This is a genomic window from Caballeronia sp. Lep1P3 (assembly GCF_022879595.1).
Lineage (GTDB): Bacteria > Pseudomonadota > Gammaproteobacteria > Burkholderiales > Burkholderiaceae > Caballeronia.
In genome coordinates this window covers 312,090-323,987 of record NZ_CP084267.1, presented here as the reverse complement: position 1 = coordinate 323,987, position 11,898 = coordinate 312,090, and the positions used below count along the sequence as shown (strand labels likewise).

Sequence of the window (11,898 nt, the reverse complement as noted above, 5' to 3'; positions counted from 1 at the left end):
GTCACGCCTCGGAGAAAAACTCCGCGACGATCTCGTCTTTCACCCGCGCGATTCGCGCATCGGTGCGCGCGCGTGGCCTCGGCAGATCGACATCGATCACATCGGCGATCCGGCCCGGACGCGCCTGCATCACGACGACGCGGTCCGCGAGCAGCACCGCTTCCTCGACATCGTGCGTGACGAGCACCATCGTGATGCGCTCGGCGGCCCAGATGCGCTGCAATTCGTCCTGCATGCGCGCGCGCGTCAACGCATCGAGGGCGCCGAACGGTTCGTCGAGCAAAAGCAGACGCGGACGATTCACGAGGCCGCGCGCGATGGCCACGCGCTGCGCCATGCCGCCCGACAACTGATGCGGATAGTGCCGCTCGTAGCCGCGCAGCCCGACGAGCGCGACATGCTCCGCCACGGCGCGCGCCTTCTCCTGCCGCGATAACGGCGCATTGCGCAGCGCGACCGCGATGTTTTGCGCGACATCGAGCCACGGAAAGAGCCGATGATCCTGAAACACGATGCCGCGCGACAGGTCCGTCGATATGACGCGCGCGCCGCCGAAGTCGATCTCGCCGTCGAATGCGCCGTCCAGTCCCGCGACGAGCCGCAGCAGCGTCGATTTCCCGCAACCGCTCGCCCCGACGATGCTCACGAACTCGCCGCTCGCCACGTCGAGATCGATGTGATCGAGCACGGGCGCGGCGTCATCGGCGGAAAAGCGCTTGGTGACGTGGCGCAATGCGAGGCTGCCGTCCTGCGTGAGTGTTGCCATTCCGTAGGTTTCCTTATATGAAGCGCGATGCGTCGAACCAGCGGCGCTGCACCGCGCGCGCCAGCGCATTGAGCGCCCAGCCCGTCACGCCGACCACGATCACGCCGAACACGACGAGATCCATCCGGAACTGCTCGCTGCCATCCACGAGCGTATTGCCGATGCCGCTGCCAGCGACGAGCAGATACTCCGCGCCGAGCGTCGCGAGCCACGAATAAATGAGCGCGAGATAGACGCCCGTGAAGATGGAAGGCAACGCGGCGGGCAGCACCACGTGCCATAGCGTTTGCAGCCTGCCGTAGCCGAACGTGCGCGCCACTTCGATCCATTTTTCAGGCACCGCGCGCATGCCGTCGCTCGTATGCACGACGACCGGCACCAGCGCCGCGAGCGACAGGAACACGACCTTCGCGGCATCTCCAAGACCGAACCAGACGGAGATCAGCGGAATCCACGCGAAGAGCGAGACCTGCTTGAACGTGTTGAAGCTCGGCGCAATCGCGCGATTCGCGAGCTTCGACATGCCGAGCAGCGCGCCGAGCGCGAGACCGAGCGCCGTGCCGATGGCGAAGCCTGTCAATTCGCGCGCAAGCGATGCTTCGAGCGCGCGCGCAAGCGCACCGCTTCGTGCCTGCTCGATGGCCGTATGCAGCACTTGCGCGGGCGAGACCATCACGCCATGCTCGCTTTGTGCGTGACGCGTGACGAACCACCACAGCGCGAGCGCGGCAAGCGGCAGTACGGCGCCCCGCCAGCGTCGCGGTCCGCGCGCGCGGCGCGCATCGACATTGCCTGCTTCCAGTTCCAGTGTGGACATGGCGTCTCCCTTATCGAGCGTGCGCGCGATCGAGCTTGCGTTCGAGCGCATTGAGCGACCGGTCCGCGACATAACCGATGGCCCCGACGATCAACACCGCAGCCAGCACGAGGTCGAGCTGAAAGAGCTGTCGCCCGTAGACGATGAGATACCCGAGCCCTTCCGACGACGCCACCAGTTCCACGACGACGAGCGTAAGCCATGCCTTCGTGAACGCGAGGCGCACGCCGGTGCCGATCATCGGAAGCGCGGCGGGCAGCGTCACATGCAAGATGGTCTGCCAGCGCGTATGGCGATACACCGACGCCACTTCGCGCAGCGCGGGCGGCGTGCCGCGAAAGCCCTGCAGCGTGCTCAACGTCACCGGCACGAGCGCCGCGTGACCGATCAGCAGATACTTCAGCGGCTCGCCGATGCCGACGACGATCATCAGAAACGGCAGCCAGCCCAGCACCGGCACCTGAACGATCGCGTTGAAGCTCGGCAGCACATACGCTTCGAGCGAGCGCGAAAGACCGAGCAACGCGCCCAGCACGACGCCGAGCGCCACGCCGCCGATGAACCCCACCGCCACGCGCGACACGCTCGCGCCGAGATGCGTCCACAGTTCGCCGCTTCTGACAAGCGCGCCGAGCGTATCGAAGACGAGCGCGGGCGGTGGCAGAACCTGCGCGGAAATCCATCCGTTGCGCGAGCCGAGCACCCACAGCAGCGCGCACGCAACGGGCACGAGCCAGGGAAGCGCGGTCCACGCGATCGCGCGCGCCGTATCGGCGAAAGAGTGGCGGGCGCGTTCGCGGCCCGTAAAAAGCTGCACGCGCGAGAGTGCGTTCGCCATGTGCGGAAATCTCCTAGCGAAATGGATGAGCGTTACGCGAGCGGGTTGCCCGACGCATCGAAGCGCGGCCAGTAGCCGTCGAGATTGAGCGTTTTGATCGCCTGATTCAGATACTTCGGCTCGAACCAGCCATCCACGCTGACGGGCTGACGAATCAGGTTCAGGCGCAGCGCATCGTTGGCGACGGCTTGGTATCGCGCGACGAGAAACGGATCGATGAGCGGCGAGCTGCGGTCCTTGAGCGACTGATTCGCGTACTCGTCCTGCCACGATTCGGCCGGCACGCCGGACTTCGCCCACAGCGTGAAGAGCGCGCTGCGGTTCGCTTCGTTCGACTGCCATTGCGCCGCCTGGACGACCGCGGTCACGACCTTCTGCACCGTATCGGCATGCCCGCGCTCGTAGTCGTCGAGAACCAGCAGATGCGCCTGCCGCGTGAGCTGCAAACCGCCGTCGCGCGACGCATAGACGATCTTCGCGAGCCCCTGCCGTTGCAGCTTGAAGAGCGAATAGTCGAGGAACACCGCATCCACGCCCTTCGATGCGAGCGCCGCTTGCGCCGCCGCCGTATCCAGATTGATGACGCGAAGGTCGCGCTCGGTGAGACCGTTCTCCTTCAGCACGTTGTCCGTGACCAACTGAAGGTTGGTTCCCCGGAAGATGCCGACGCGCTTGCCCTTGAGGTCCTTCACGCTCTTGATGTCGGAGCCGGGCGGCACGGCGAGATAGACGCCCGCGCGCACGTTCGACGCGAGCAGCAAGTGCGTCTTGAGTCCGTTCGCGCGTCCGAGCACCGAAGGCAGATCGCCCTGATAAGCGAAGTCGATCTGCTTGTTCGCGAGGGCTTCGTTCACGGCCGGTCCCGCGCCCTTGAAGAAGATCCATTGCACGTCGACGTGTTCGGGCTTGAGCGCATCTTCCACGCGATGCTGTAGAAGTGCGGTCGCGGCGGGCGACCCGCCAAAGACGGGCGGATCGCCCGAGCCTTGCTGCGCGACGCCGATGCGTACCACGGCGGGTTCGGCGGCATGGGCGGCCGAGGCCGAGAGCAGCGCCGCGCCGAGCAAGGCAACGAGATGGCGCGTGAAGCGGCTAAGGATCGGGCTTGGTGTCATCGGGCGATATCGAAGTGGGCGTGGGCGGTGCGCTCAGTGCGTGCGCGTCTCGCGTCTGACGATGCGGCTCGTGCGTCCGTCGATGCCGATGGGTACGTCGCCATGCACGGTCGCGCGTCGCACCACGCGATGCGCGTCGCCGTAATCCGCGACGGCATAGTGCTGCGTCGCGCGGTTGTCCCAGATCGCGACGTCGCCTTGCGTCCAGCGCCAGCGCACGGTGTTTTCGAGGCGCGTGACGTGATCGTGGAAGATGGCCGCGAGCCGGTCCGAATCGCGCTGCGAAAGGCCCAGGAAGCGCTGCACGAAGTGGCCGAGGACGAGCGTGCGCTCGCCGGTTTCCGGATGCACGCGCACGACCGGATGCTCGGTCTCGTAAAGCGTCGAGGTGAACTGCTGACGATACTCGCGGTCCGCTTCGGTATCGGGCGTGCTGCGCGTCGCGGCGTAGTCGTAAGTGTTCGAATGCAGCGCCCACAAGCCGTCCGCCAGATCGCGCAGGGCTTGCGGCAGGTTCGCATACGCGGCGGCGGTATTGGCCCACACGGTGTCGCCGCCTGCGGGCGGAATCACCACGCCGCGAAGGATCGAGATTTTCGGGTAGGCATCGACGAAAGTCACGTCCGTATGCCAGGAATTGGCGCGCGTGCCGTGCTTCGAATCGAGTTCCAGCAGACGGCTGCCGCCCGCAAGCGAAGGCACCGTCGGATGCGCGACCGTCTCGCCGAAGCGCGCGGCGAAGGCTTCCTGCGCGGCGTCGTCGAGATGCGACTGGCCGCGGAAAAACAGCACCTTATGCCGAAGCAGCGCCGCATTGATCGCGCCGATGGCGGCATCGTCGAGATCGGCCGAGAGCGTGAGCCCACGCACTTCGGCACCGATGCGCCCGCCTATCGGGCGGACCTGGAACGGCTCGTGGAATTCGGCGGGCTGACGTGCGGCGTCGCTGGAAGAGGCGTTGGCGAGCGAGACGGTATCGGACATCGATGGCTCCGTTGTTGGCGGGTTCGCGTTGAGTCGCTTGGGGAGAAGACATTGAAGCACTCCACGCGAACGCATCCAACGAAGCGTTTCGACTTAGCTTTACAGCGCCGGCCTGATGCCGATAGCAGCGCGATTACTCGCTTTCGGCCGCATAGTGGTGCAAGCCCGCGATGCTCTCGCGCAACTCAGTGACGAGCCGCGCGACCAGTTCCGCCGCGGGCAATTCGCGCGCGAGCGCCGCGGCCTGCCCCGCCCATTGCGCGCCGTAGCCGAACTCGCCTTGCGCTTTGGCCGCCGCGTGCAGCGCCTTGCCCGCGTCGTAGGTCATCGGATACGCGGCATTGCGCGGCGCATCGGCGCGTGCGCCCAGTTCGGTGAACCTGTTGACGATGCTGCGCGCGGGACGCCCGGAAATCGCAGCGGTAAGGATCGTGCGCTGCGCCGCATCGCTCAGGATCGCGCGGCGATAACCCTCGTCGATCGATGTCTCCGTGCACGGCACGAACGCCGTTCCCAGTTGCGCGGCCTGTGCGCCGAGCGCGAGCGCGGCCGCAATTCCCGCGCCATCCATGATGCCGCCCGCCGCGATCACCGGCACGTCGAACCGGCTTGCGATGAGGCGCGTGAGCGCGAACGTGCCGAGCGCGTCGTCGTTTGCGTCGTCGTGTGCGTCCGTATCGAAGACGCCGCGATGCCCGCCCGCTTCGATGCCCTGCGCGACGATCGCATCGATGCCCGCGTCGGCGAGTTGTTGCGCTTCACGCAGATTCGTCGCCGATGCGATCAGCGTGATGCCGGCGCGGCGCAATGCCTCGAGCGTGTCGTCTGACGGAAGTCCGAAATGAAAGCTGACGATCGGCGGCCTCTCTTCGAGGAACATGTCGAGCATCGCGTCATCGACGATAAAGCTCGTATAGATCTCGCTCAGCTTTTGCGGCGGCTTCGCGCCGTATTGCGCGAAGACCGGCGCGAGCCAGTCGATCCACGCTTTCTCGATGGCTTCGTTCGCCTGCGCGGGCCGATGGCAAAACACGTTGACGTTGAACGGCTTGTCCGTCAGCGCGCGCGTCTCGCGAATCACTTTGCGCGCGCCGTCCGCGTTCATCGCGCCGACGCCGAGCGAGCCGAGTCCGCCCGCGTTCGATACCGCCGCCGCAAGCGCCGGCGTGCTCACGCCCGCCATCGGCGCCTGAATGATGGGCTTCGTGATGCCGAGCAAGGGCATCAGCGTGTTCTGCTTGCTGCGTTCGTCATGGAAACATCCCTCCAGAATGGCTTTGCCCGGCAAAGCAAAACGCCCGCTTCTCCGGGGAGAAAGCGGGCGGCATGCGCATGCGTGCGACCGTTACTTCGCGGTCGGCATCACGAATTCCGCGCCCTTTTCGGTGCTTTCGGGCCAGCGCTGCATGATGGATTTCTGCTTCGTATAAAAGCGCACGCCTTCCTCGCCGTAAGCGTGCGTATCGCCGAAGAGCGAGCGCTTCCAGCCGCCGAAGCCGTGCCATGCCATCGGCACCGGAATCGGCACGTTGATGCCGACCATGCCCACTTCGATGCGGCGCCCGAACTCACGCGCGACGTGGCCATCGCGCGTATAGCACGCGACGCCGTTGCCGAACTCGTGCGCATTCACGAGATCGACGGCTTCGCCGAAATCCTTCGCACGCACGCACGCGAGCACCGGGCCGAAGATTTCTTCCTTGTAGATGCGCATGTTCGGCGTGACGTGATCGAACAGCGTGCCGCCCGTGAAGAAGCCGTCTTCGTGGCCTTCGACCTTGAGGCCGCGTCCATCGACGACGAGTTGCGCGCCTTCGTCGACGCCCATCGCGATATAGCCTTCGATGCGTTCCAGCGCGGCGCGCGTGACGATCGGGCCCATTTCCGCATCCGGCTCCATACCGTTCTTCACGACGAGCTGGCGCGCGCGCTCGGCAAGACGCGGCACGATCTTGTCCGCCACATCGCCCACGAGCACGGCAACCGAGATCGCCATGCAGCGCTCGCCCGCCGAACCGTAGGCCGCGCCGATGAGCGCATCGACCGCCTGTTCGATGTCGGCGTCCGGCATCACGACCATGTGATTCTTCGCGCCGCCGAGCGCCTGCACGCGCTTGCCGTGCTTCGCGCCCGTTTCGTAGATGTAGTTGGCAATCGGCGTCGAGCCGACGAAGCTGATCGCGCGCACATCGGGATGTTCGAGCAGCGCATCGACGACGATCTTGTCGCCCTGCACGACGTTGAAAATGCCATCGGGCAAGCCGGCTTTCTTCAGAAGTTGCGCCATGAAAAGCGAGGCGGACGGGTCGCGCTCGCTCGGCTTCAGGATGAACGCGTTGCCCGTTGCGATGGCGACCGGGAACATCCAGCACGGCACCATGCACGGAAAGTTGAACGGCGTGATGCCCGCGACGACGCCGAGCGGCTGACGCAGCGTCCAGTTGTCCATGCCGGTCGAAACCTGCTCCGTGAAATCGCCCTTGAGCAATTGCGGAATGCCGCACGCGAATTCGATCACCTCGATGCCGCGCGTCACTTCGCCTTGCGCATCGGAGAAAACCTTGCCGTGCTCGGCGGTGATGATCGCGGCGAGTTCATCGCGATGCTGATTCATCAGTTCCAGAAAGCGCAGCATGACGCGCGCGCGGCGAATGGGCGGCGTATCGCGCCAGGCGGGAAACGCGGCCTTCGCGCTCGCGACGGCGGCGTCGACATCGGCGGCTTCGCCGAGCACGAGCTTGCGCGGACGCTCGCCGGTCGCGGGGTTGAAGACCGGCTGCGAGCGCGTGGCCGCGCCGCTTACGCGCGCGCCGTGAATGTAGTGGACGACATCGGCGGTATCGTTGAAGGCTTGCATTTCGTCTCCCTGTCTCGCGAAAGTGTGCTGATGCCGTCAGTTTAGGAAGCGATTGCCGCCGCGCAAAGGCGTTAACATTGAACTCGTTGTTCACTACGGCAAACAATCCGCGAATGGACGAGCAAAAGATCGAAGCGCTCTGGACGCATCTGCACTGGCTCACGGTGCTCGCCGAACAGGGCAGTTACACGGCGGCGGCGGCGCGGCTCGGCGTGAGCAAGGCGGCGATGAGCCAGCGCATCGCGGAACTGGAGCGCGCGGCGGGCGTGCCGCTCGTCACGCGCACGACGCGCAGCGTGCGCTTCACCGAGGCGGGCCGCCGGCTCGTCGACGACACCCGCGCGCAATACGAGCAGATCGCCGCGAGTTTTTCGAGCGTGCGGGAAATGGCGGGCGTCGCGCGCGGGCTGATTCGTCTGACCGCGCCGGTCGCGTTCGCGCGTCAGCAACTGGTGCCGCGGCTCGCGGGTTTCTTGCACGCGCATCCGGAAGTGCGCGTGCAACTGGAGGCGTCGGACCGGCTCACGTCGATTGCGACGGAAGGCTTCGATCTCGCCATCCGGCACAGCGCGCAGGCGCCCGAGACGCACGTCGCATGGAAGCTGTGCGATACACATTCGGTCATCGTCGCGACGCGCGCGTATCTCCGGCGGCGCGGCACGCCCGCGACGCCCGCCGATCTCGCGCTGCACGACTGCCTGTTCTATCCGCGCACGCAGGCGGCGAGCATCTGGTCGTTCGCGCGCAAGGGCGCGCGCAAGACGACGGCGGCGCCGGTCACGCTTGCGGTGAACGGCGCGTTTTCGGCGAACAACAGCGAAGTGCTGCGCGATGCCGCCCTCGACGATCTCGGCATCGCGCTGCTTCCCGACTTCAGCGCGCAGGCGGCGGTCCAGGGGGGCAAGCTCGTCGTGCTGCTGCCGGACTGGAGGCCGATCGGCGCGTTCGCGGATCAGCTCTATGTGGTGAGGCCGTATGCGCCGCATGTGCCGCGCGCGGTGGCGCTTTTCATCGGCTATCTGCGCGAAGCGTTCGCGGGCGGCTTTCCGCTCTGAAGCGGCGAATCTGGCGTGAAAGCCTTACGTCGCGTAGACGAGCGCGCCGACGGACGCGAAACACGCGCCCGCGTTCAGATAGAAGAACCAGTTGGCGCGCAGAAGACGGAACCGCGTCGGTTCGCGATAGCGCCAGCCGAGATCGTGAAATCGCCAGAGTTCGAGGTAGGTGGCGATCGTGCACGACAGCATGGCGACCGCCGTTACGGAGGACACCGAAAAAAGCACGTTCCAGGCAAGGTCGGTCATGATGGGCGTCGATGATGGTTCCGGCAGGCGTGCCGTGACAAGTGACGACCGCGAGGGCTGAAACGCTTATCGCCGCGCCGCCGTTCGTTTCCCTTACTTGAGTACAGGAATCGGGCGGAGCGCGACCCAAGCGTGACGAACCCCAGTCAACAATCGAACGGACTAATGATCGCGATGGCGCGTCCGTAGCACGCCATGCAAGACGTGCTACGCAAGGCGCGCTGCGATCAGTGATGCGCGAACGTCGGCAACGGATTCGCCTGGCTCTGGCTCGTGACGCGCGCGCCCGATTGCGCCGTGACGTCCGATGCGCCGCCATAGGCGCGCTGCTTTGCCGCGATGCGCGCTTCGGCGGCCTGAAGATCGGCGGGATAGCTGGGATCGTTGCGAACGGACGGGGTGTAGCCCGCCTGTTCCAGCTCGACGAGTTCGGCGCGAACCTGCGCGCGCGTGACTGGCTGATTCGATTGCGCAAAGGACGCAACCGGCGTGGAGAGTGCAACGGCAAGCGCCGCAATACCAAACAGCTTCTTCATGATTCATCCCTCGCGTGCGTTCTGTCGGCGATCGCTCACGGCTTGAGTCGCGCGCGACCGATGACGAAAGTGTAAAAACCACGCGCCTGAGGGTAAATACCTAAACCACGAAGTCACTGTTGGTGAAACCGCGCTGAATCGAAAGCGCCGGGGCGCGCGTCCCCGGCGCACTGCGCGATATCAGACCTTTTCGACGGAGGCCTGATAAATCTCGTCGATCGATTGGCCGAGCGTCGTGTTGAACTCGTCGTCGCTCATGGACTTCTTCAACTCGTTGATGAGCGCGCGCGAAAAGCTCGCGATCATGCCGTGGTTCTCGGCAAGCCGCTTGCACGCGTCGCTGCGCGAGTAGCCGCCCGAAAGCGCCACCACGCGCACGACACGCGGATGCTCGATCAGCGGACGATAGAAATCCGCTTCGTCGGGAATCGTCAGCTTGATCATCACGCGGCTCGATTCCGGCAGCGCATCGAGGCCCTTCAGCAACTCGTCGCGCAGAATCTTCTCCGCGCCCTTCTTGTCCGGGCTTTTGATCGACACTTCGGGTTCGAGAATCGGCACGAGACCCTGCGCGATGATCTGCGCGCCCACTTCGAACTGCTGCTTCGCGACCGCCGCGATGCCCTTCTCGGACGCCTGATGAATCACCGAGCGCATCTTGGTGCCAAAGACGCCGAGCTTCGCCGCGCGTTGGAGCAGCGCGTCGAGGCCGGGAATCGGCTTCATGACCTGCACGCCGTCGGCTTCGGCTTCGAGACCCTTGTCCACTTTCAGGAACGGCACGACGCCGCGGTCTTCCCACAGGAACGTCGGCACCGGCTTGCCTTGCGCTTCGCCGTCCATCGTGCGTTCGAAGAGAATCGCGCCGATGACCTTGTCGCCCGTGAAAGACGGCGCGGTCATGATGCGAACGCGCATTTCGTGCATCAGCTTGAACATGTCGTCGTCGCCGTTATAGGCGTCGTCCGCAATGCCGTATTGGCGCAGCGCGCCGGGCGTCGAACCACCGCTTTGATCCAGCGCGGCGATGAAACCCTGCTTTTCCGCCATCTGCGCCAGCATTTTTTCGTTAGCCACGAACATTTCCTCCTCAAAGTTCAAACGCCGGACACGCGCGCGAGCACGGTCCGGGCTTCTGGTTCAACTTTCTCAAGTTTAAAGGTTTTGGCACGCGCCATTCTCGTGCAAATCCGCCATTTCCCCGGCGATGCCTTCCGTTCGGGGCCGAAAAGCGTGCGGATTACGACGCGGCGGAATTCAGGTCGGGCGACTCGATGGAGTCGGCTTTCGCGGCGCGGGCGGCCGAACGCCACAGCGCGGAGGCGGTGCGGCGCAGCGTCGAAGGTTCGGGCTTCGCTGCGGCGTCGGTTTGCGGGAGAGTCTCAGGTTCGGGCGGTTCGGGCGGTTCGGGCGATTCGGCCGGCTCGGGCAGCAGCGCGTCGCGCGCGTTGGCGCAACGCTCGTTGAGCCGACGGCGCATGTCGGCGTCGTCGATGAGCGCCTGCGCCGACGCGAGGCCGTGCTCGAATTGGAGCGCGTAGGCGATGTCGCCGATATGCTCGCAACGGCCGCTATCGGCCAGTTCGAACGCCAGTGCGACGGTGCGCTGGCGCTTCCAAGCGTCGAGATCGTCGTGGCCCGTACTCACGGATGCCTCTTTTGGACGATGAGGTGCCGACGATGTTAGCCCGGGCGTCCCGCGTTTTCGGTTGTGCCGTCACAACAGTGCGCGAAATGTCGGAGGAAAAGCGCGCTAGGCGCATGACCGTTCGATCGTTTGCGTCACCACGCGAGCGCGAAAGCCAGCACTGCGCGATTGAATGCCGCCGGACTCGCGACATTCATTCCGTGCGATGCCCCCGCGATGGTCTGCCGCTCCGCGAACTCGATCCACTCGACGAGCTTCTCCACGTTGTTGCGGAACATGCGCGGGCTTTTTTGCCCGTCGATGAGCAGCGTGCGGCATTTGATGTCGCGCGCGGCGTCGCGTGTGTAGGCGGGCAGCGGATCGCCGAACTGCTTGGGCAGCGTGAGCGCGTTGTCGAGCGCCATGCGCCGGAAGCCCGCCGTGCTTTTGCGCCAGAAGCCGGGCATGCTGACCGAATCGACGAACAGTTCGAGACCGGTGTCGAAGTCGCCCTCTTCGATCAACTCGGCTACGCGCGCGCGCAACGCGTTCGTCGCGGGCGGCAGCGCGGCGGGCGTTGTTTGCGCGGATTGAGGCGCGGATTGCAGCGGACCGCCGGGGTCGGCGAGCGTCAGCGTCTTGACGAGCCGCGGATATTCGCGCGCGAGATGAAACGCGATGCAGCCGCCGCGCGAATGCCCGACGAGATGCACCGGCGCGAGATCCATCGCCACGATGAACTCCGCCATCTCCGCGACGTGCGCCTGCCAGCCGAATTCGCCTTGCACGAAGGCATCGACGGCGGGCCAGTAATGACTCAGGCTCGGCGCGATGCAGCGAAAGTGCTCGCCGAGCGGCGCGAGTTGCGCGGTCCAGTAGCGGAAGTCGCAGAGCGAACCGTGCACGAAGAGAAGCGGCTCGCCCTCGCCGCATTCGACGTAAGGCACGGAAATGCCCGAGGCGATCGTCGCGAACGACGGTTCCGGCAAGGTTTGCACTGCGGCCAGCACGGCGGGATCGGTACGCGCGTTCATCGGTTTTCTCTCCTTGGCGT

13 protein-coding genes are annotated in these 11,898 nt (G+C 65.4%); 1 reads left to right on the top strand and 12 read right to left on the bottom strand.

Annotation, left to right across the window (positions count from 1 at the left end; genetic code table 11):
- Position 1: 1 nt before the first annotated feature.
- The 7 genes from LDZ27_RS22050 to LDZ27_RS22020 form a co-directional block, all read right to left on the bottom strand.
- Complete coding sequence (locus LDZ27_RS22050; protein WP_244817918.1) at positions 2 to 766, bottom strand: ABC transporter ATP-binding protein; 765 nt, start codon at positions 764 to 766, stop codon at positions 2 to 4.
- A gap of 13 nt (positions 767 to 779) precedes the next feature.
- Positions 780 to 1,583, bottom strand: coding sequence for an ABC transporter permease (locus LDZ27_RS22045; RefSeq protein WP_244817917.1), 804 nt, complete (start codon positions 1,581 to 1,583; stop codon positions 780 to 782).
- A gap of 10 nt (positions 1,584 to 1,593) precedes the next feature.
- Entirely contained in the window at positions 1,594 to 2,421 is an 828-nt protein-coding gene (locus LDZ27_RS22040) for an ABC transporter permease (RefSeq protein ID WP_244817916.1), read from the bottom strand.
- 32 nt (positions 2,422 to 2,453) lie between these two features.
- The gene (locus LDZ27_RS22035) at positions 2,454 to 3,536 is read right to left on the bottom strand and encodes an ABC transporter substrate-binding protein (RefSeq protein ID WP_244817915.1); all 1,083 of its coding nucleotides are present in this window, start codon (positions 3,534 to 3,536) and stop codon (positions 2,454 to 2,456) included.
- Positions 3,537 to 3,569: 33 nt separating this feature from the next.
- The gene (locus LDZ27_RS22030) at positions 3,570 to 4,520 is read right to left on the bottom strand and encodes a TauD/TfdA family dioxygenase (RefSeq protein WP_244817914.1); all 951 of its coding nucleotides are present in this window, start codon (positions 4,518 to 4,520) and stop codon (positions 3,570 to 3,572) included.
- 133 nt (positions 4,521 to 4,653) lie between these two features.
- The gene (locus tag LDZ27_RS22025; protein WP_244818008.1) at positions 4,654 to 5,745 is read right to left on the bottom strand and encodes a nitronate monooxygenase family protein; all 1,092 of its coding nucleotides are present in this window, start codon (positions 5,743 to 5,745) and stop codon (positions 4,654 to 4,656) included.
- Positions 5,746 to 5,865: 120 nt separating this feature from the next.
- Complete coding sequence (locus LDZ27_RS22020) at positions 5,866 to 7,377, bottom strand: CoA-acylating methylmalonate-semialdehyde dehydrogenase (RefSeq protein ID WP_244817913.1); 1,512 nt, start codon at positions 7,375 to 7,377, stop codon at positions 5,866 to 5,868.
- A gap of 113 nt (positions 7,378 to 7,490) precedes the next feature.
- On the opposite strand from LDZ27_RS22020, the gene LDZ27_RS22015 reads away from it, so the two are divergent.
- A complete protein-coding gene (locus tag LDZ27_RS22015; RefSeq protein WP_244817912.1) occupies positions 7,491 to 8,432 on the top strand; it encodes a LysR family transcriptional regulator in 942 nt (313 codons plus the stop codon).
- A gap of 24 nt (positions 8,433 to 8,456) precedes the next feature.
- Here LDZ27_RS22015 and LDZ27_RS22010 read toward each other — a convergent pair whose 3' ends face one another.
- The 5 genes from LDZ27_RS22010 to LDZ27_RS21990 form a co-directional block, all read right to left on the bottom strand.
- Positions 8,457 to 8,681, bottom strand: coding sequence for a hypothetical protein (locus LDZ27_RS22010; protein ID WP_244817911.1), 225 nt, complete (start codon positions 8,679 to 8,681; stop codon positions 8,457 to 8,459).
- A gap of 227 nt (positions 8,682 to 8,908) precedes the next feature.
- Complete coding sequence (locus LDZ27_RS22005; protein ID WP_244817910.1) at positions 8,909 to 9,217, bottom strand: DUF4148 domain-containing protein; 309 nt, start codon at positions 9,215 to 9,217, stop codon at positions 8,909 to 8,911.
- A 180-nt stretch (positions 9,218 to 9,397) separates the two neighbouring features.
- Positions 9,398 to 10,294 carry a fructose bisphosphate aldolase gene (locus LDZ27_RS22000; protein WP_244817909.1) on the bottom strand — a complete coding sequence of 299 codons (897 nt, stop codon included), beginning with the start codon at positions 10,292 to 10,294 and terminating at the stop codon, positions 9,398 to 9,400.
- A gap of 163 nt (positions 10,295 to 10,457) precedes the next feature.
- The gene (locus LDZ27_RS21995) at positions 10,458 to 10,865 is read right to left on the bottom strand and encodes a hypothetical protein (RefSeq protein WP_244817908.1); all 408 of its coding nucleotides are present in this window, start codon (positions 10,863 to 10,865) and stop codon (positions 10,458 to 10,460) included.
- A gap of 134 nt (positions 10,866 to 10,999) precedes the next feature.
- Positions 11,000 to 11,878 carry an alpha/beta fold hydrolase gene (locus LDZ27_RS21990; protein WP_244817907.1) on the bottom strand — a complete coding sequence of 293 codons (879 nt, stop codon included), beginning with the start codon at positions 11,876 to 11,878 and terminating at the stop codon, positions 11,000 to 11,002.
- Positions 11,879 to 11,898 lie beyond the last annotated feature (20 nt).